The following is a 19,870-nucleotide window of genomic DNA, read 5'->3' as shown; positions in this document are numbered from 1 at the left end:
ACGCTCCCTAGAAACCGCTTTCCCTGACCCCCAGCGCCGCCAACCGGCGCCAGGCCACGCCGAGTACCGACTCGCCCCTGCCCTGCAGCACCACCACACCGCGCAACGGTTGAGCCGGGGTGGGCGGCTGATCCAGCGTAGTCAATCGCGCGCCATATTGCGCTTGTACAGGCTCGGCTCGTTGCTGTTGATCGCGACGCACGGCAATCGGCCCGTGATGATCGGAGGTCAGCGCCTCCTGATCGACATAGGCCACGCCATTGGTATCGATTTCATCCAGTTTTACGGCGAGCGCCGGATGCATCGGATCATCGGCGATGAACCGCCCGGTCGCACCCGGTTTGACTCGCCACAACTCGGCTTCGGCGATATAGCCACGCAGGCGCGAACCGTCCTCGACCACCCGCGCCAGCGCATCCTTGCTCGACAGCCAGCGCCCCGGCGTCAGATTGGGCAGCACATCACGCACAGTGCCGGCATGGGGCGCGCGCAGCAGCAGGCGTTCGCGGCGAGCGCTCAGACCACGGTATTGCGCCACGGCTTCGGCGAGGCGTTGCTCGATGATACTGGCGTCGGCCGCGGTTTCACTGCGACCGGCCTGTCGGCGCATCAGCAATTGCTGGATCTGGATTTCCCGGCGGACGATGGCCTGCTGCGATTCGAGGTCTGGCGACTCCAGTTCGATCAGTACATCGCCCTGGGCGACTGTCTGGCCATCCGCGACCTTGACTGTTTTGACCCGCGCCGCCACCGGCGCATGCAACGCACTGGCCCGACCGCCCTCAAGCATCGTCGGCAGTTCGACCGCGCTGCGCCACGGCACGATCAGCACCAGCAACAGGCCGAGTACCGCCAGGCTGCTGACCAGCACACGCGGGCCATGCGCTTGTTCGCGGCGGCTCCACCACTGACGCCACTCATTCATGATCGGCAGAAAGATGAACCACACCAGTTCCACCAGCATCAGGAAGATCCCCAACACCTTGAAGAACAAGTGATAGACCGCCAGCGCGATCCCGAAAAACAACGCCGCACGCCATAACCACGAGCCATACCCCCAGATCAGCAAACGCCGCTGCATCGTCGGCGACCAAGGCTCCGGCGCCGGGGCGCCATAGCCGAACAAACACTCACGCAGGCGCCAGCGACAGAAGGCAAAGGCCCGGCCCTGCAGGTTGTCGACCTCCCACAGATCGCTGAGCAAAAAGTAGCCATCGAAACGCATGAACGGGTTGAGATTGACCACCAGCGTGGTGATCCAGGTCGCACTGGCGAGCATGAACGCCGCCGTCCGGGCCGGGCCGTCGGGCAATAGCGACCAGACCAGCAACGCGATGCACGCCAGCAACAACTCCGCCAGCACCCCGCCGGCGCCGATCAGCAGCCGCGCACGCCGGTCGTTGACCCGCCAGGCGTCACTGACGTCGGTGTAAAACATCGGCAGCAAGACCATGAACGCCACGCCCATGCTCTGCACCCGACAGCCGGCGCGCTTGGCCATGAATGCGTGGCCGAACTCGTGACAGAGCTTGGCGAAGAACAGCGCCACAGCAAACGAGAGCGCCCCACCGAGGCTGAACAGGTGCGGAAAGGTGCCGACAAAGCGCTGCCAGTCCCGCGAAACCAGAAACACCCCGAGCGCCAGCGTTACCGGCAGACCGACGCGCAACAGTCGTGGCCCGAAGCGCTCCAGCCACGGCCACGCGCGATTGAGAAAAGCGTCCGGGCGCCACAATGGAATGCGAAAAAACAGATATTGGTGAAGCAGGATTTTCCACAGGCTCTGCCGTTGCGCGAGGGCCTTGAGCGAGTAACTGGCACGCTGCTGATCGTCGAGGGCGCTGATCAGGTCATGCCCGCGCAGAAATGTCAGCAGTTGCTCCAACTCGACACCGTCCAGCGGCAGGCCCGGCTCGCGGTTGGCGGCGCGCAGCACTTGCTCGGGATCGCCCAGCGACCAGTGGCGCAACAGGCGCATCGCCGCCGCGCCGAGTTTGAAATACCGACCGCGCACCGGATCGGCCAGGGTCCAGCGCGGTGAACCGTCCAGTGCTGGCGCCGCGGGCGACAGTTGCAGGTCGGCACGCAGGCTCGGCAGATTCATTTACAGACCCACGCTCTGGCGCAGACCGGCAAGCGGGCGGCGCAGCAGATACAAGGCCAGCGGCGCGCGGTCGCCGAATATCTTGGCCGTACCGCGCAGGCCGATGCGCGGCGGTGCCTCGGTAAAATTCGCATCCAGTCGATACGCCAGTTGGCCGCCAGCGGTGGGCTGCGCTTCATAGGCCGAACGCTCAAGTCTGGCGGTGTGGCGTTGCAGCGGATCGCTGTCGAGGAACAACGCAATATCGGCGCCCGGTTCCAGCGCAATCGCGTCGCCCACCGCCAGTTCGATACGCAGTTCGGCCTGATTCGGGTCGGCGATTTCCATCAAGCGCTCGCCGGTCTGCACCGGTCTGCCGGTCAGGCGCTCGGCATCGGCGAACACTGCGATCCCGTCACGCTCGGCGCGCACTTCGCTACGCGCCAGCAACTCGCGGGCGTAATCGCGCTCGGCGCGTTTTTGCTCGGCACGGGCGGCGAGCAAATCGACCCTGGCACTGGACTCGGCATCGGCAAACGAACGTTGCGAGTTGGATTTCAGTTCTGCTTCCGCCACGCCCAAGGCACGCTCGGCCACGTCAGCCTGGGCCTTGAGCGTGGTGCTTTCAAACCGCAGCAGCAGGTCGCCGGCTTTCACCGGTTGATTGGGCTTGACCAGAAACTCGGCGATCACCCCGTCCAGCGGCGCCGCCACCACGCGCCCGCCCTGCGGCACGACTTCCGCCGGCGCCAATACCGACTGGCGCACCGGGATCAACAACCCGAGCAACAGCACCGCCACCAGCGCCACCTGACGCTTGCGGGTCCAGCGCAGCCGCCACGGCTTGCGCGGCTGCAACGCCAGCAACGCATGACTGTAGGTGTCGCCCAGTTGTGACAGCAGCACTTGTTCGGAAGGGTTCCACGGCACATCGCGGGCCAGCCACAAACCGCCGAACACCTCGCCCTCGCGGTCGATCAGTGGCAGCCAGAACACTTGAGCGGCAGACAGACTGCTCCAGTCAGCCTGAATCGCTTCGCCCACCTGCTCAGGCGTGATGACCCGCGCAATCTTCAATCCATCCTGCTTGAACAACTGCGCCACCGCCTGCTCGACGAATGCCACAAACGGTGCATTCGGCTCGACCGTACTGACGCCAGTCACCGCCTGTACCTTGCCAGCGATCAGTAATGCCGCATGGCGATACCCGAACAGCGCCTGGCCGTCGTTGACCAGGCTATAGGCCAGTTGCGAGGCATCGCGAGCAGCACGTGTCTGTCGTTCGAGATCCAGAAACCGCGCAAACACCTGTTCGGCGCCGCCGGCCACCGGGGCGTTCATTTAAGCTCCGCAAAATGCGCCGTGCCGCTCATGCCGGCGAGCAAGCCCTTGGCTTCGGGAAGTGTGGCGACCAGCAACAGGGTCTGACTGCCTTCGTCAATCCGCGCACCGAGTCGTTTGACCGTGGCATCGATCGGCTGGCCGGTTTCGTCGGGGATAAAGCTGAAGGTCTGGCCGGGTTTGAGTCTGGCCATCCAGCGCGACGGCACCAGCAAGTGGATCTCCAGGGTGCGGTTGTCGACCACATCGAGCAGTGGCGCGCCGGCCGGCACACTTTCGTAGCGTTGCACCTTACGCTCGACCACTTGCCCGTCGAACGGCGCAACCACGCTGCAGCGTTTGACCTGAACCTGATAAACCTGAGATTGCGCCTGGGTCTCGCTGACCTTGGCCTCGGCCCGCGCCACTTCGAAACGCCCGACGGAATTGAGCGCCGCCAGTTGCCGATTGTGCGCCAGCTCCTCACCGGCACCGCGGCTGGCGGCCTGGGCGGCATTGAGCTGCGCCTGATACGCCGAGCAATCGAACTTCGCCAGCACATCGCCCTTCTTGAACGACTCGCCCTCGCTGAACGGCAACTCGACAATCCGCCCCGACAACTCACTGGCCAGCGTCGCCTGATCCCGAGCGCGCAACACACCCCGCGCCTCACTGCTCGCCGTGGCTGTCGCAGGCGTTGCGTTATCCAGCAGCGGATCGTCTGGCCCGGGCGTTTGCGCCTGAACTGCACACGTAACAAAGGTCAATCCGATAACCCAACCGCGCAAACGCTGCATAACCGCTACTCCCTGACGGATGAGCGGAGTCTACGACAGCGAGGAATAGCGTCAAGCGAAAGGCCATCACTGTGCCGTTACGCTTGCTGTAATCCGACCGAAGCGCTATGGTCAACCCATCGAAAATATGACTTTGATGGAATATTCCATAACACTCATATTAGTGCCCATGAATTGGGATATCGAATACACCGACGAGTTCGGCAACTGGTGGGAAGAACTGACTGAGAGCGAGCAGAGTTCTGTGGCGGCAAGCGTCAAACTGCTTGGGCAATTCGGGCCAGGCCTGCGTTTTCCGCATAGCAGTGCAATCAATGGCGCGCGGCATGGTCATTTACGGGAATTGCGCGTCCAGCATGGCGGGCGACCGTATCGCGTGCTCTATGCGTTTGATCCAAGACGCTGCGCGTTGCTTTTGATCGGTGGAGATAAAACCGGTCAGGACCGCTGGTATGAACTCAACGTCCCGCTCGCCGATCGACTGTACGATGAGCATCTCGAAACATTGCGCAAAGAGGGTTGCAACAATGGCTAAGAAATTCGCCGACCTCGAAGCACGCATGACACCCGAAGCACGGGCGCTTGCCGATTCGATCTACCAACAACACATCAAGGAAATGCCGCTTAACGAACTGCGACAAGCCAAGGCCTTGAGCCAGGCCACGCTGGCTGAAATGCTGCACGTCAACCAAGCGGCCATCTCGAAAATGGAGCGCCGTACCGATATGTACATCAGCACGTTGCGCAACTATATCCGGGCAATGGGTGGCGAACTTGAAATCATCGCGACCTTTCCCGACGGGCAAATCAAAATCGAAAATTTCGCAGGCTGAACAGCCATAACCCGCTTCAACCTGTGAATCTTCCACTGTGCAATAGCCGTATAGTGGCCAATCGAATTCGCCGATTTGCTCCCTCACGCGCAATCTCAGCGCTGCGCCATCTCCCCCACCGGATACACCGACTCCCATCCCCCACCCAACGCCTTGTATAACCCGACCATCGCCAACGACACACCCGTCGAACTCTCCACCCACTGCTCCTGAGTCGCCAGCAACGCGCCTTGCACGGTGAGGACGTTGACGAAATCGACCACGCCTTCGACGTACTGCTGCTGTGCGGTGCGCAGGGCGATCTGGTTCTGCCGCACGGCTTCGGCGAGGCTGTCGCGGCGGCGTTGGCTGGCGTTGTAGGCGGTCAACTGGTCGTCGATTTCATGCCAGGCGCGCAGCACGGTCTGCTGATAGGCGATGGCCGCTTCCTGTTGCTGGGCTTCGCGCAGTTGCAGCATGCCGCGCAGCCGTCCGCCGTCGAACAGCGGCAGGCTGAATTGCGGGCCGATACCAAAAGCCCGCGAGCCCCAGGAACCGAAATCGCTCAGCTGCATTGCCTGCGAGCCGAGGTTGCCGGACAGGGTGATGCGCGGATAGAAGTCGCCTCTGGCCACGCCGATGTTGGCAGTGGCGGCGTGCAGGCGCGCCTCGGCCTGGCGGATGTCCGGTCGGCGTTCGGCCAGCTGTGACGGCAGGCCGATGGCGACTTGCAGCGGTGACTGCGGCACCGCGGCATCTGTGGATAACTCCTTGGCCAGCGCTTGGGGCGCTTCGCCCATCAACAGGCTGATCGCGTTGATCAGTTGCGACTGACGCTGCTCAAGGGCCGGCAGGCGCGATTCGATGGCCGCGACCTGGGCGGCGGCTTCGGCGACGTCCAGATCGGTCGCCACACCGTCGTTCAGGCGCAGTTGCGACAGCTTGAGGCTGTGCCGGGCGACATCGAGGTTCTGCTCGGTGACCGCGCGGGTGTTCTGCACGCCGCGCAGCTGGATGTAGTTCTGTGCTGTATCGGCGAGGACCGCGAGCAGCACGCCGCGACGGTCGTTTTCGGCGACTTCGAGGTTGGCATCGGCAGCCTCGGTCTCGCGGCGCACGCGGCCCCAGACATCCAGTTCCCACGAGGCGGAGAAACCGGCGTCCCACAGGTTGAAGGCGGAATCGCCGTTGTGTCCGGACGGGTCATTCAGGCCTTCGCCGCTGTTGCGTTTGCGCGCGTAGCTGCCGTTAGCGGCGGTGGTCGGGTAGCGATCCGCGGTGATCACCTGGCGCGCGGCACGGCTTTGTTGCAAGCGGCTGCCGGCCAGCTGCAGATCGAGGTTGCTGTTCATCGCCCGCTGGGTCAGGGCTGAGAGTTGCGGGTCGTGAAAAACTTCCCACCAGCGTTGGTTCAGCGGTTCGCTGACGGCCTGGCTGGGGGCGGACTTGGCGGGTTTGGCCCAGTCGGTGATCTGGCGGGCTTCAGGCTTGTGGAAGTCCGGACCGACGGTGCAGGCGCTGAGGCCAAGGGTAAGCAAGGCACTTAAGGTGAGTTGCTGCCACGGACCTCTTCGCTGGCAAGCCAGCTCCCACAGAGAACTCTGTTTGGAGTGAGAATCCCGGCCAGTCTGCACACCCTCTGTGGGAGCTGGCTTGCCAGCGATGTCGCCAGCCGATTCAACAAAAATCATCGCTGAGTCACCTCGCGCTCCGCCGACGCCGAACGGCGAGTGTCGATACTCGCCTCCACCGACATGCCCACCCGCAAACGCTCGGCCAATGGCTGACCCGACTCAAGCACGATCTTCACCGGAATCCGCTGCACGACTTTGGTGAAGTTGCCCGTGGCGTTGTCCGGTTTCACCGCGGCGAATGTCACGCCAGTGGCCGGGGCGATGCTTTCGACGCGACCGCTCAAGGCCTCACCGCCGAGGCTGTCGACGTGCACCTGCACTTGCTGGCCCGGTTGCACGTCGGTGAGCTGAGTTTCCTGAAAGTTGGCAACCACATACGCCTGCTGCAACGGCACCACCGCCAGCAACTTGCTGCCCGGCGTGACATAGGCGCCGACACGCACCGCGCGCTCGCCGACCATGCCGTCCTGCGGCGCAGTGATGCGCGTGTAGGACAGCTCGAAACTGGCGATTTCCAGTGCCGCTTGCGCATGCTTCAGATTGCCTTCGGCGGCATCGCGTTGCGCCGTGAGGATCTCCACCTGCTTGCGCTCGGCCGCCAGTTTCGCGCTGGCCGTATCGAGACGCGCGCTCGCCTGATCGATGCGAGTGCGCGCCTGCTGCGCATTCTGCACCGTGCCGGCGCCGACGCCAGCGAGGTGGTTGTAGCGGTTGAGCTCTTGCTGGGCGAAGGCCATTTCTGCCTTGGCCGAGACCACCGAGGCCTGCGCCTGAGCGATCACCGAGGTCTGCCGCTCCAGCGTGGCCCTGGCGTTTTGCAACTGGGCGCGGGCGACCAGGGTTTGCGCATCGGCCGCTTCAGCGGCGGCGCGCAAATCGCGATCATCGATCAACGCCAGCAATTGCCCGGCCTTGACCTGCTGGTTGTCTTCCACCAGCACTTCCTTGATGAACCCGGCCACGCGCGGCACCACTAACGTGTAGTCGGCGGAAACGAACGCGTCGTTGGTATTTTGCTGGGTGCGCTTGCCGAACAGTCCCGGCACCGCCAGGTACAGCAACACGCCGACCGCCAGTGCGGCGGCCACGGCCACCGCGAGTTTTTGCTTTGCTTGAGTCGTCATAAAAACCTTCGGTATCTGTGAAGCAATCAGGTCGGCGCGCGCGGCGGAAAAATCCGCGTCGGCAGCCAGAAAATCAGCAGGATCAGCGCCACCGCGACGCCGGCCATGCACACATAGAGATCAGAGGACGTCAGCACCACGGCCTGTTCGTGCAGGCGATGAGCAAGGCCCGGATCGCTGCGATCGGCCAACGGTGAATTACCGAGGTTGTCGATCAACATGGTCGAGTGGAAATGCAGGCGCGCGGTGGTCAGCGCCTCGATGACGCCGGTGGCGATCACCGCCGCCAAGCCTTTAACCGTGTTGAACCACGCCGAAGCGAACGGGCCGTCCTGTGGCTGGATGCTGCCGGTGGAGAGCATCAACAGCGGCAGTACTGACATCGGCTGACCGAAAATCTGCAGCCATTGCAGGACGTAGAAATTGTCGCGGATCCACTCCGAAGTCAGCAGCGAGCCGCCCAGGCAAGACAGAGTAAGCATGCTCAAACCGATGCCCAGCACCCAGCGACAATCGACCCAGCGCAGGTTGCACAGCGCCGCCACCAGCGGCAGCGCGATCAGCTGCGGCAACGCCGCGATCAGCATGATCGGCGCGGTCTGCACCGGGCGATAACCCTGCACCTGCGCGAGATAGCTCGACGGAATCAGCACCACCGCCTGCAATACCACCAGCACCCCGGCCAGGGTCATCAGTGCGAACGCCAGGTTGCGAATACCGAGCATCTGCAGCTTGAAAAACGGAATCGGCTGCGACCATTCATGGATCAGAAACGCCAGCAGCAACAGCGAGCCGGCGCCGAGCAATGCGCAGATCAGGTTCGATTCGAACCAGTCCAGCCGATTGCCTTGCAGCAAGCCAATCACCAGCATGCAGATCGCCGGAAAACCCAGCAGCAGGCCTTTCCAGTTGAACGTCTTGAGGCGTTCCAGGCGCAGCGGATCCTGCGGAATGCCCCAGGCCACCATCGCCATGGCAATCAGACACGGCACGATGATTTGCCAGAACGTCCATTGCCAGCCGACGTATTCGCTCCACAATCCGGCCAGCGGCGTGCCAAGACCCGGGCCGAACGTCGCCGTCAGCGCATAGCCGGCCAGGCCATAAAGTTTGAAATTGGCCGGCAGAAAGCGCAGGGCAACGGTCATCAGCATCGGCGGCAACGCGCCGCCGGCCAGGCCTTGCAGGGTGCGCATCAGCAACAGGCTTTCGTAGTTCGGGGCGAACGGGCACAGCACGCCGAGCAGCGTGAACAGGCTGATCGCGCAGAGGGTGAAGCGGCGCAGGGAAAACGTCACCGAGCACCACGGTGCAAACGCCATCGCCGCCACCGAAGTCGCGGCGTAGCAGGACACCAGCCAGGTGCCTTCGTCGTAACCGATGTTCAGCGCACCACGGATGTCGGCCAAAGCGACTTTGGTCACCATCTCGTTGAGGCCCGAGACCAGCACCGCCAGCAGCACGCCGACCAGGCCGGTGATGATCCGCGCGCCAAACACCGGTGGCGTGGCCGCCGTCGCCGGACTGGCCGCAGCGACGGGCGCCGGGACGGTCAGGGATGTCATGAATACACACTCCGGGGGAAAAATACCGGAGCATTTTAGTAAGGCTTACTGCTGACGAAAATTGACTTATCGGCAGGTTATAAGTGCGTCAGACACAATTGTTTAAAGCAGAAGATCGCAGCCTTCGACAGCTCCTGCAGACTGCGCTTCCCTGTAGGAGCTGCCGAAGGCTGCGATCTTTTGACCCTTCAGGGCTGCGCGGCCAGCCACGTCTCATCGCAACAGGCCTTCAGCGTTTCGCGCAGCCAGCGGTGTGCCGGGTCTTTGTCGAAGCGCGGGTGCCAGGCCTGGGTCAGCATCAGCGTCGGCAACGGGATCGGCAGGTTGAAAGAACGCAGCTTCAAGCCCAGCCGCCGCACGCTGAGCAACGCTTCCTTGGGCACCGGCAGGATCAGGTCGGAATCGGGCAAGGCAAACATCGCCGCGTGGAAGCTTGGCGCAATCACCGCCACCCGCCGCTCCAGGCCTAAGGCGTTCAGCGCGGTGTCGATGGGGCCGCGAGCAATGCCACGGCGCGACATGCTGATATGTGAGTAACCGGCATAGCGCTCGGCAGTGATTTCGCCGTCGAGCAGTGGGTGATCCTCACGTACCAGACCGACGAAATGCGTGGAAAACAGGTTCTGCACTTTGACTTCCGGGGTCACCGGACGGGTGTTGCTGACACTCAGATCAATCCGTCCTTCCCGCAGCGCTTCGTCGTCGCCATCGCCCTCGGGGACGAAGCGCAATTCGCAGTGCGGCGCCTGCTGGTCGAGGGTATCGAACAGCTTGCCGCCATATACGCCGATGAAAAAGTCGTTGGCGCGGATGCTGAAACGCCGCCGCAAGGTACCCAATTCCACGCTGTCGGCGGAGCGAAACAGCAGCGCCGCCTGCTCGACGACATCGCGCACCTGCTCGCGCAATTCGAGGGCTTTGGGGGTCGGTACCAGGCCGCGACCGGCGCGCACCAGGATCGGGTCGCCGATGGCTTCACGGATGCGCGTCAGGGTGCGGCTCATGGCGGCAGGGCTGAGGTTCATACGCCGTGCGGCGCCAACCACACTGCCCTCGTCGAGCAGGGCGTCGAGGGCGACCAGAAGGTTCATGTCCGGGAGTTGCATGCTGAGCACTCTTGGCTGATCTGGATTGATTCAGGCGCAATGCTAGCAAACATGTCTCAAGTTTGGCGGCTGCTGTAGGGGCGCCATCGCTGGCAAGCCAGCTCCCACAGGACTTTCGGCGGTCACAGAATCAGTGAACGCCACAATCCTTGTGGGAGCTGGCTTGCCAGCGATGGGGGCAACTCAGTCAATACACATCAGCGCTGCATGCCCCAGCGCTTTACGGTCACCCGCTCCAGCGTATCGAACACCAGATTCTCCACCAGCAACCCGATCAGGATCACCACCGCCAACCCGGCAAACACCTTGTCGGTGTACAGCTCATTGCGGTTCTGGAAGATGTACCAACCTAACCCACCCTTGCCGCTGGTGGCGCCGAACACCAGCTCGGCTGCGATCAGCGTGCGCCAGGCAAACGCCCAGCCGATTTTCAACCCGGCGAGGATCGACGGCAGCGCTGCCGGGATCAGGATGAACAGCACAAAACGCATGCCCTTCAGCCCGTAGTTACGCCCGGCCATGCGCAGGGTTTCCGAGACGCCGAGAAAGCCTGCGTAGGTGTTCAACGCCAGCGCCCACAGCACCGAATGCACCAGTACGAAAATCAGGCTGTTCTGCCCAAGACCGAACCAAAGCAACGCCAGCGGCAGCAAGGCAATCGCCGGCAGCGGGTTGAACATCGAGGTCAGGGTGCTCAGCAGGTCGCGACCGAGCTGGGTCGACACCGCCAGCGTGGTCAGGGCGAATGCCAGGACGATGCCGATCAGATAGCCCTTGATCAGCACCACCAGCGATATCCACACTTTGCCCAGCAACTCACCGCTGCGCAGGCCGTCGTACAGCGCGTGGCCGGTCTGCAGAACGCTCGGCAGCAACAGGTCGTTGTTCTGCACCCGGGCGATCACTTCCCAGAGGATCGCCAGCAGAATCAGGATCACACTCTTACGCAGCCAGCCCTGTTGCCACAGGCGTTGCGCCAACGGCAATTCGCGCTCAAGCGGCACGCTGGTCAATGGTTCAAGGACGGTTTCAAACTCTTGTCGTACAGACGATGGCTGGCTCATCAGGCAATCCTCCAGAACGCTCAATAAGCGATACGAATGTCGTTGAAGTCATGGTCACGCTCGGTCTCCGGCGACTGGCCTTCATCGAACAGCAAGCGGTGAATGCGCCGTGCCGATTCCTGAAACGCCACGCCGCCGAGGCTTTGCAGATCGTATTGATGGCTGTGCACCTCAGCGCGTACCCGCCCCGGATGCGGCGACAGCAGCAGGATGCGATTGCCGACCACCAGCGCCTCTTCAATCGAGTGGGTGACGAACAGCAAGGTGAAGCGCACTTCTTCCCAGAGCAGCAGCAATTCTTCCTGCATCTTGCGCCGGGTCAGCGCATCCAGCGCGGCGAACGGCTCGTCCATTAAAAGGATTTTCGGCTGCATCGCCAGCGCGCGGGCAATCGCCACCCGCGCCTTCATGCCGCCGGACAAGGTGTGGGGATAGGCGTCGGCGAATGCTGCCAGACCGACTTTTTCCAGGTAGTGCAGTGCACGTTCTTCGGCGTCTTTTTTGTTCAAGGTTCGCGAGGCCAGCAGCGGAAACATCACGTTCTGTTTCACGGTTTTCCACGGCGGCAGTTGATCGAATTCTTGGAACACCACGATCCGGTCCGGACCCGGTCCCTCGACCCGCTGACCTTGCAGGCGAATCTCGCCTTCGCTCGGCGCAATGAAACCGGCGGCCGCCTTGAGCAAGGTCGACTTGCCGCAGCCGGACGGGCCGAGCAGCACAAAGCGGTCCGCCGGATCGATTTCGAAACTGACCTGATGGGTGGCCCGCACCACCCGTTGCGGGGTGCGGTATTCGAGGCTGACGTTATCCACCGCCAGCAGCGCTTGCGTGTTGGCGACCGAGTTGCTGGCCGCGTGGCCTTGCAAGAGGGCGTTCATCTCGATCAGCTCCCTTGCAGCGGTTTGGCGTCTTGGAAGAAGTAGTCCTTCCACGATTCCGGTTTGTTCTTGATCGCGCCGACGCGGTAAAGAAATTCGGCCAGTGGATAAGTATTTTTCGGCGTGACGCTGAACTCGAACTGCGGGTTGTCGATGATTTTCAGCAGCTCGGCGCGGTCGATCCTGGCCTTGGTCACGCGGATGTAGGTGTCCGCCGCCGCGCCCTTATCGTTCTGGGCAAATTGCGCGGCTTCGCTCAGCGCCTCGACGAAAGCTTTGTAGGTTTTCGGGTTCTCATTGCGGAATTTCTCGGTGGCAAACAGCACCGTCGGCGAGTTCGGGCCGAGGATGTCGTAGGAGTTGAGCACCACGTGCACGTTCGGGTTCTGCAGCGCCTGATCCTGGAACGGCGGGTTGGAGAAATGCCCGGTCAGTTCGGTGCCGCCGGCAATCAGCGCAGCGGTCGCATCCGGGTGCGGTACGGCGATGGTGTACTTGTCGAGGCGATTGAATTCCTTGTCACCCCACTGCTTGGCCGCGGCGTATTGCAGGAAGCGCGACTGCACCGACACGCCCACCGCCGGCACCGCAATGCGGTCCTTCTCGGTGAAGTCGGCAATGGTTTTGACCTTGGGATTGTTGCTGACCAGGTAGTACGGGAAGTTGCCCAGCGAGGCGACAGCCTTGACGTTCTGCTTGCCGTGGGTGCGATCCCAGATGGTCAGCAACGGGCCGACCCCGGCGCCGGCAATGTCGATGGAACCGGACAAGAGCGCATCGTTGACCGCCGCGCCGCCCGAGAGCTGCGTCCAGTCGACCTTGATGTCGAGGCCTTGCTGCTTGCCGTACTTCTCGATCAGGCCCTGATCGCGCACAACGTTGAGCAATAAATAGACAATCCCGAACTGTTCGGCGATGCGGATTTCACCTTCGGCGTGGGCCACGGTCGGCGCCACCAGGCTGCCGGCAAGCAGGCTGAAACCCAGGCCAATGGCCGCCGCCAGCGGTGCAAAGGGAAGACGTTTGGACATGATCGAATCTCCGGCAAATCAGAAAGGCGCGTCGCCCTGAATGGTCGTGCGATACAGCTTGCGGCGCAGGTGCGCGGGGCAGCCGGCGGCAAGGTGAATCAGCGAACGGTTGTCCCAGAACACCATGTCGTGGGGCTGCCACTGATGGCGGTAGATGTTTTGCGGCAGCACGCTGTGGGCGTAGAGCTCGGCCAGCAGCTGTTGGCTCTCGTCCTCCGGCAGACCGACGATGCGGGTGGTAAAGCCTTCGCTGACGAACAACGCCTTGCGGCCGTTTTCCGGGTGGGTACGGACGATCGGGTGCACCACTTCGGCGACCTGCGCCAGTTGCTCCGGGGTCAGGGTCGGACGCCAGTTGCCTTCGAATTTGGTTTCGCTGTAGCGCGCGGTGTAGGAATGCGCGGCCGAGCGCCCTTCCACGGCTTTGCGCAACGCCTCGGGCAGGTTGTCCCAGGCTTTGTGCATGTCGGCAAACAAGGTGTCGCCGCCCTCGGACGGTAATTCCTGCGCATGCAGCATCGAGCCGAGACTCGGCAGTTCTTTATAGGAGAGATCGGAGTGCCAGAACTTGCCGGCGTCACCGAGACCGATGTTCTGGCCGTTCTCGACGATGTTGGAGACGATGAGAATTTCCGGGTGATTGGCCAGCAGGAACTGCTTGAGCACATGGATCTGCAGCACGCCGAAACGACGGCTGAAATCGATCTGCTGTTGCGGGGTGATGCGCTGGTCGCGGAACACCACGACATGGTGATCCAGATGCGCGCGATGAATGCGCGCGAAGTCATGGTCGTTGACTGGCCGGGTCAGGTCCAGGCCGATGATTTCGGCACCGACGGCACCGCTGAATGGGCGAATCTCGAAGGTTTGCGGCGCGGCAGTCGCGGCGCTTGGGGTGGCAGTAGCTGCGGACATCTTTCAATCTCCCACGCACGGCGCGCTCACGGGCGCGCACGTCGATCAGACACTCACGCTGGATTGCGTGTCGGTTCAGGTCGTGCGGCGCGCCGATTGGTCGGCAGGTACGCAGGTGGGTGACTTTAAAGCTATAAGAACTGGAAATTAAATACCGTTAATGAATAACGATATGGCGGATGGTGAGGAATGTACGGGATGGTGAGTGACGGTTTTTGTCACTTCTGGGCGTAATGTGGCAATTTCACTGGCGTCTTCGCTGGCAAGCCAGCTCCCACAGATTCCGATGTCGAGCACACAATCGTGTTCCAACCGAAAACTCTGTGGGAGCTGGCTTGCCAGCGATGAGGCCATAAAGACCGCTAGAGCATCAACGCTCGTGCAACGCCTCGGCCCGCGCGCGGATGATCGGCTTGAGCAGATAGCTCAGCACCGACTTCTTGCCGGTGATGATATCCACCGACGCGACCATCCCCGGAATGATCAGCAGCGGCTTTTCATCGGTGCCCAAGTGGCTGCGCTCGGTGCGCACCTTGATCATGTAGTAGGTGGTTTTCTTGTCTTCGTCGGTGATGGTGTCGGCGCCAATCTGCTCCAGCTTGGCTTTGAGTCCGCCGTAAATGGTGTAGTCGTACGCGGTGAATTTGACGATCGCTTCCTGCCCCGGATGCAGGAACGCAATGTCCTGCGGGCGGATCTTGGCTTCGACCAGCAAGGTGTCGTCCAGCGGCACGATTTCCACCATGTCGCTGCCCGGCTGGATCACGCCGCCAATGGTGTTGACCAGCAACTTGTTGACGATGCCGCGCACCGGCGAGGTGACCAGCGTCCGGCTGACCCGGTCTTCCAGCGCCTTGCCGGTGGCCTGGGCCTTGTTCAGGTCGGTGCGGGCTTCGTTGAGCTGAGTCAGCGCTTCGCTGCGGAATTTGCCGCGCGTCTCGTCGATCTTGCGCTGGACCTCCTTGATTGCCGATTCGGCGCGCGGGATGGCCAGCGTGGTGGCGTCGAGCTGACCACGGGTTTCGACCTCGGCACGCTTGAGGCGCAGCACCTCCACCGGCGATACGGCACCCTGCGCCACCAGCGGCTCGGACATGTTGATTTCCTGGCGCTGCAGGCCCAGTTGCTGACGATATTGCGCTTGCTTGGAACTGAATTCGCGCAGTTCTTGTTGACGCTGAATCAGTTGTTCCTGCAGTCCACCGATTTCGTCATGCAATTGCTGACGACGGCTGATGTACAACGACTCTTCGCTTTTCGCCTGACCCGGCACGGCTTTAAGCACGTCCTCCGGGAAGTTCAGCGGACGGTCATCGACCTCGGCGCTCAGGCGCTCGACGCGCAACAGCATCGACAGGCGACCAGCTTCGGTTTCGCCGACGTTGGAAGCAAATCGCGTGTCGTCCAGGCGAATCAGCGGTGCGCCGGCCTCGACGATCTGACCTTCCTTGACGAACATTTCCGAGACGATCCCGCCCTCCAGGTTCTGGATTTTCTGGATCTTCGACGACGGAATCGCCTTGCCGTCGCCCTTGGTCACTTCGTCGATCACGGCGAAGTTGGCCCACAGCAGCAGGAACAGGAAGAAGCCGATGATTGCCCAGATGGTCAGGCGCACGACGCGCGGGGCGTCCTCGATCAGCGCTTTGTTGACCTCCGGCAGCGGCTGGCCCTGCAACGAGGCAGAACCCTTGAAGTAGCGACGGATCGACTCTTTGACACCCGACTTAAGCAACACTGATCTGCCCCTTCTTCAACGCTTCCATCACGGCGGCTTTCGGGCCATCGGCGAGAATCTGTCCACGGTCGACCACCAGCAGCCGGTCGACCAGCGACAGCAGCGAGGCCCGGTGCGTCACCAGCACCACGGTCTTGTTTTCAACCACGGCAGCCAAGCGTTGCTTGAGGCGTTCTTCGCCGGTGTTGTCCATGGCGCTGGTCGGTTCGTCGAGCAGCAGGATTGGTGGGTTGAGCAGCAGCGCCCGCGCCAGTGCGACGTTCTGCCGTTGGCCACCGGACAGGTTCTGCCCGCGTTCACCGACTTGCAGTTCATAACCCTGCGGATGCAGGCGGGCGAATTCGTGCACGCCCGCGAGCTCTGCGGCTTGCAGCACCAGCTCGTCTTCGACGTAGCGCGCGCCGGAGATCAGGTTGTCACGCAGGGTGCCGGCCAGTAACTGGATGTCCTGCGGCACGTAGCCGATGTTGTAGCGCAGCTCGCTGACGTCGATCTGGCGGATGTCGACGCCATCTACCAGCAGCGCGCCGTCATCCGGTTGGTACAAGCCGACCAGCAGTTTCGCCAGCGAACTCTTGCCCGAACCGCTGCGGCCGATGATGCCGATCTTCTCGCCGGGACGAATGACCAGGTTGATGTTCTTCAGCGCCGGGTTCTGTTGTTCCGGGTAGGTGAAGTTCAGCTGACGGCACTCGATCGCGCCCTGCAACACCTTGCGGCTCAGCGGACGCTCTTCGAAATTGCGCTCCTGCGGCAGCTCCATCATTTGGTCAACCGAGGTCATGGTCACCCGCGCCTGCTGATAACGCGTCAGCAAACCGGACAGCGAGGCCAGCGGGCTGAGCGCGCGGCCGCTGAGCATGTAGCAGGCAATCAGACCGCCCATGCTCAGGTTGCCGGCGATGATCTGGTACACCCCGAAGACGATCATGATCACCCCGGCCAGTTGCTGAATCAGCAGGGTGATGTTCATCGCCAGACCGGAGAGCATTTTCACCCGCAGCTCGAGGCGGCTGAGGGTGCCGATGGTCTGTTCCCACTGATACTGGCGTTCGCTTTCGGCGTTGTTGACCTTGACCGCGTCGAGGCCGGCGAGGGTTTCGATCAGGCTCGACTGCCGCTCGGCGCCGAGGGCCATGGTGCGCTCCATGGTCGCGACCAGCGGTTTCTGCAGCGCGTAACCGATCAACAAGGCAATCGGGAACGCCAGCACCGGAATCCACACCAGATGCCCGCCGAGAATCGCGATGACGATGAAGATCAGGAGGGTGAACGGCAGGTCGATCAGGCTGGTCAGGGTCAGCGAGGCGAGAAAGTCGCGCAGGCTCTGAAACTCATGGATGTTCTGCGCAAAACTGCCGACCCGCGCCGGGCGGTACTTCATGGCCATGCCGACGATGCGTTCGAACAGCGTCGCGGAGATGATCAGGTCGGTTTTCTTGCCGGCCAGATCCAGGCACAGACTGCGCAGGCTCTTGAGAATCAGATCGAAAATGTAGGCACCGGTGATGCCCAGCGCCAGCACCCACAGGGTCGCTTCGGCCTGGTTCGGCACCACGCGGTCGTAGACGTTCATCACGAACAGCGGCGCGGCCATGGCGATGATGTTGATCAGGAAACTCGCGGCGATCGCATCGGCGTACAGCCAGCGCGAACGCTTGAGGGTGTCGCGAAACCACGAGCGTGCACGCGGGATCAGCGTGCCGTGGTTGACGTCGAATTTGTGCTGCGGCTGGGCGAAGAACACTTTGCCGGTGTAGTCGTCGGCCAGCAGTTCGCGGCTGACCACCGATTCGCCGCCGTCGCTTTCGCTGAGCAGCACCCGGGCTTCGTTGTCACCTTGCCAGCCGAGCAGGACCGCGCTGCGGCCATCCTTGAGCAGCAACAGCGCCGGCATGGCAATCGCCGGAATCTCTTCCAGCTTGCGTTGCAGCACCCGACCCTGCAGCCCGGCGCGAGCCGCTGCGCGGGGCAGCAACTCGACGCTCAGGCGCTGCTTGGGCAGCGGCAGACCGGTGGTGAGCATCGCCGCACTGGCGGGTTTCTGGTGCAGCATGCACAGAGCGAGCAGACCATCCAGCAACGGATCGTCGTGCATCGCGCGCGGATCATGAATGAGTTGAACTCGACTGACTTCTGATTCCACGCTCGGCACTCTTGGCTAACAATTGAACAATGAAGGTTCTGCTCAATTCATACCGGGCAGTTGGACCTTCGGCTTCACATCGTTCTGCACGACGGATGCCAACGGTGCGACCACTCCCTGGCTCTTGAGCAACTCGCCCATGGTCGCCTTGATTCGATACTGAGTAAATAACTGAATGTTCTTGATCTCGGCCAAACGGCGCGAAGCGGTGAACAACTCGTTTTCGCTGTCGAGCAAATCGAGCAGGGTGCGCTCGCCGAGGCTGAACTGACGCTGGTAGGCGGTACGCACGGCGGTGCTGTGATCAACGTACTGCTGAGCGATCGGCACCTGCGCATTGGCGTTGTTCAGGGCATTCCAGGCCAGACCCAGTTCTTCATTCAATTGACGCAGAGCGTTGTTGCGGATGTCCAGCGCCTGGTTGGACAGGTACGACTTGGATTCCAGATCGGCCTTGTTGCTGCCACCGGAGTACAGGTTGAAGCGCATGCGCAGCATGGCCTGCCACTCGTTGTTATGGCCGTTCTGACCGTCAAGATCGTTGTCGGCGGTGCGACCCAGCTCGGCGTCGAAACGTGGGTAGAAGGTCGACTTGGCGGTTTCGTACTGCTTCTCGGCAGCAGCGATATCGGACTCGGCCGAGCGCAGGATCGGGCTGTTTTCCAGCATCTGCTGCCGCGCTTCATTGAGGTTGGCCGGCATCATTGCCATGAACGGCGCCGGACGCTCCAGCTGGTCAGGCATCTGGCCGACGGCACTGAGGAAGTTGGTCTCGGAGTCGGCGAGGTTGGTCTGCTCGGTGATCAGGTTATTGCGCGCCTGGGCCATCCGCGCTTCGGCCTGATCGAGGTCGGCACCACTGCCGACGCCGCGCTGGGTGCGCAGTTGAATCTGGTCGTAGATGCGCTGGTGGCTCTTGAGGTTTTCTTCGGCCAGACGCACGAATTCGCGGCGGGTCAACACGTCCAGGTACACCTGGGCGACGGTCAGCGCGGTGCGCTCGGAAGTCCCCAGCAGGGAGTAGGCGCGGGAGTTGACGGTGGCTTGTTGACGCCCGACTTCGCTCGACGTCGCAAAACCGTCAAAGACCATTTGCGAGAGACGTAAACTTGACTCACTGCGGTTCAGCGTCTCCCAGTGGTTGCCGCCACCGTTGGCGCGCGTGGTCACGCTGTCGGTGCCCTCACGGCCATAACCACCCAGCAGGTCGACCTTGGGCAGGTATCCACCTTTCGCAGCCTTTAACTGATAATCCGCCGCCAGACGACTGTTGACCCCTGCCTGGATTTCCGGATGGACATCCAGTGCCTGTTGCATGGCTTCCGGTAAGGATTGTGCATGGGCGAAAGAGGCGGCCAGAGCGAAGGGTAGAGCCTTGAACAAGTGCAAACGCATGGTAAAGATTTCCCAGGACTTCTTGTCTTGAATCACAGCAAAACGTGCTGCTGCGTCGGATGATTGGCAACCGGAATGACCGTATGTCGGAAAGTTCAAAATAGGAACTGGATCACACGCTGAGGGACAGGTCGCCGCGGAAATATCAATGTGACATTAGTGGGGCGATTGTTTAGGATGGCACCCAGAAGGTCAATAGTTTGGCATAAAGTTAATAGCGAAAGAATCTAGCCAAAATATTGACGAAAAGAAGCGTCAA

At 62.0% G+C, this 19,870-nt stretch carries 16 protein-coding genes; 2 read left to right on the top strand and 14 right to left on the bottom strand.

Features of this window, described 5'->3' with window-relative positions:
* Positions 1-7: 7 nt before the first annotated feature.
* Genes GTQ41_RS00895 through GTQ41_RS00885 form a run of 3 tightly spaced genes read right to left on the bottom strand, consistent with a single transcriptional unit; the run spans position 8 to position 4,200 of the window.
* Positions 8-2,104, bottom strand: coding sequence for a biotin/lipoyl-binding protein (locus GTQ41_RS00895; RefSeq protein ID WP_047290726.1), 2,097 nt, complete (start codon positions 2,102-2,104; stop codon positions 8-10).
* Positions 2,105-3,424 (bottom strand): efflux RND transporter periplasmic adaptor subunit, encoded by a 1,320-nt coding sequence (locus tag GTQ41_RS00890; RefSeq protein ID WP_047290725.1) that lies wholly within the window; start codon positions 3,422-3,424, stop codon positions 2,105-2,107.
* A complete protein-coding gene (locus GTQ41_RS00885; RefSeq protein ID WP_047290724.1) occupies positions 3,421-4,200 on the bottom strand; it encodes an efflux RND transporter periplasmic adaptor subunit in 780 nt (259 codons plus the stop codon). Before GTQ41_RS00885 ends, GTQ41_RS00890 begins: the two co-directional genes overlap by 4 nt.
* A gap of 169 nt (positions 4,201-4,369) precedes the next feature.
* Between GTQ41_RS00885 and GTQ41_RS00880 the strand changes: the two genes are divergently transcribed.
* Together GTQ41_RS00880 and GTQ41_RS00875 are read left to right on the top strand one after the other, a co-directional pair.
* Positions 4,370-4,735, top strand: coding sequence for a type II toxin-antitoxin system RelE/ParE family toxin (locus GTQ41_RS00880; protein WP_047290723.1), 366 nt, complete (start codon positions 4,370-4,372; stop codon positions 4,733-4,735).
* Positions 4,728-5,033 carry an XRE family transcriptional regulator gene (locus tag GTQ41_RS00875; protein WP_047290722.1) on the top strand — a complete coding sequence of 102 codons (306 nt, stop codon included), beginning with the start codon at positions 4,728-4,730 and terminating at the stop codon, positions 5,031-5,033. The genes GTQ41_RS00880 and GTQ41_RS00875 overlap by 8 nt, the downstream gene beginning before the upstream one ends.
* Before the next feature lie 95 nt (positions 5,034-5,128).
* Here the strand turns inward: GTQ41_RS00875 and GTQ41_RS00870 are convergent, their stop codons facing one another.
* From GTQ41_RS00870 to GTQ41_RS00820, 11 genes are all read right to left on the bottom strand, one after another.
* The gene (locus tag GTQ41_RS00870) at positions 5,129-6,703 is read right to left on the bottom strand and encodes an efflux transporter outer membrane subunit (protein ID WP_196302409.1); all 1,575 of its coding nucleotides are present in this window, start codon (positions 6,701-6,703) and stop codon (positions 5,129-5,131) included.
* Complete coding sequence (locus GTQ41_RS00865; protein WP_047290721.1) at positions 6,700-7,770, bottom strand: HlyD family secretion protein; 1,071 nt, start codon at positions 7,768-7,770, stop codon at positions 6,700-6,702. The genes GTQ41_RS00870 and GTQ41_RS00865 overlap by 4 nt, the downstream gene beginning before the upstream one ends.
* Positions 7,771-7,796: 26 nt before the next feature.
* Positions 7,797-9,335 carry an MFS transporter gene (locus tag GTQ41_RS00860; RefSeq protein ID WP_047290720.1) on the bottom strand — a complete coding sequence of 513 codons (1,539 nt, stop codon included), beginning with the start codon at positions 9,333-9,335 and terminating at the stop codon, positions 7,797-7,799.
* Between the two features lie 188 nt (positions 9,336-9,523).
* A complete protein-coding gene (locus GTQ41_RS00855; protein ID WP_007961495.1) occupies positions 9,524-10,441 on the bottom strand; it encodes a LysR family transcriptional regulator in 918 nt (305 codons plus the stop codon).
* A gap of 197 nt (positions 10,442-10,638) precedes the next feature.
* On the bottom strand, positions 10,639-11,505 hold the full coding sequence (locus GTQ41_RS00850; protein ID WP_047290719.1) for an ABC transporter permease: 867 nt from the start codon (positions 11,503-11,505) through the stop codon (positions 10,639-10,641).
* A gap of 20 nt (positions 11,506-11,525) precedes the next feature.
* A complete protein-coding gene (locus GTQ41_RS00845; RefSeq protein WP_047290718.1) occupies positions 11,526-12,386 on the bottom strand; it encodes an ABC transporter ATP-binding protein in 861 nt (286 codons plus the stop codon).
* 5 nt (positions 12,387-12,391) lie between these two features.
* On the bottom strand, positions 12,392-13,417 hold the full coding sequence (locus GTQ41_RS00840) for an ABC transporter substrate-binding protein (RefSeq protein ID WP_047290717.1): 1,026 nt from the start codon (positions 13,415-13,417) through the stop codon (positions 12,392-12,394).
* Between the two features lie 18 nt (positions 13,418-13,435).
* On the bottom strand, positions 13,436-14,332 hold the full coding sequence (locus tag GTQ41_RS00835; RefSeq protein ID WP_047290716.1) for a TauD/TfdA family dioxygenase: 897 nt from the start codon (positions 14,330-14,332) through the stop codon (positions 13,436-13,438).
* Positions 14,333-14,702: 370 nt separating this feature from the next.
* On the bottom strand, positions 14,703-16,070 hold the full coding sequence (locus GTQ41_RS00830) for an HlyD family type I secretion periplasmic adaptor subunit (RefSeq protein ID WP_217325408.1): 1,368 nt from the start codon (positions 16,068-16,070) through the stop codon (positions 14,703-14,705).
* Positions 16,060-18,216 carry a type I secretion system permease/ATPase gene (locus tag GTQ41_RS00825; RefSeq protein WP_047290714.1) on the bottom strand — a complete coding sequence of 719 codons (2,157 nt, stop codon included), beginning with the start codon at positions 18,214-18,216 and terminating at the stop codon, positions 16,060-16,062. The genes GTQ41_RS00830 and GTQ41_RS00825 overlap by 11 nt, the downstream gene beginning before the upstream one ends.
* Positions 18,217-18,258: 42 nt before the next feature.
* Positions 18,259-19,611: a TolC family outer membrane protein gene (locus GTQ41_RS00820; protein ID WP_041070916.1), complete on the bottom strand. Its 1,353-nt coding sequence runs from the start codon at positions 19,609-19,611 to the stop codon at positions 18,259-18,261.
* Positions 19,612-19,870: the final 259 nt, after the last annotated feature.

It is taken from the genome of Pseudomonas sp. AN-B15, assembly GCF_019056475.1.
Taxonomy (GTDB): Bacteria; Pseudomonadota; Gammaproteobacteria; order Pseudomonadales; family Pseudomonadaceae; genus Aquipseudomonas; species Aquipseudomonas parakoreensis.
Note: the sequence above shows the minus strand (reverse complement) of the source record. Positions and strands in the feature narration are given on the sequence as shown.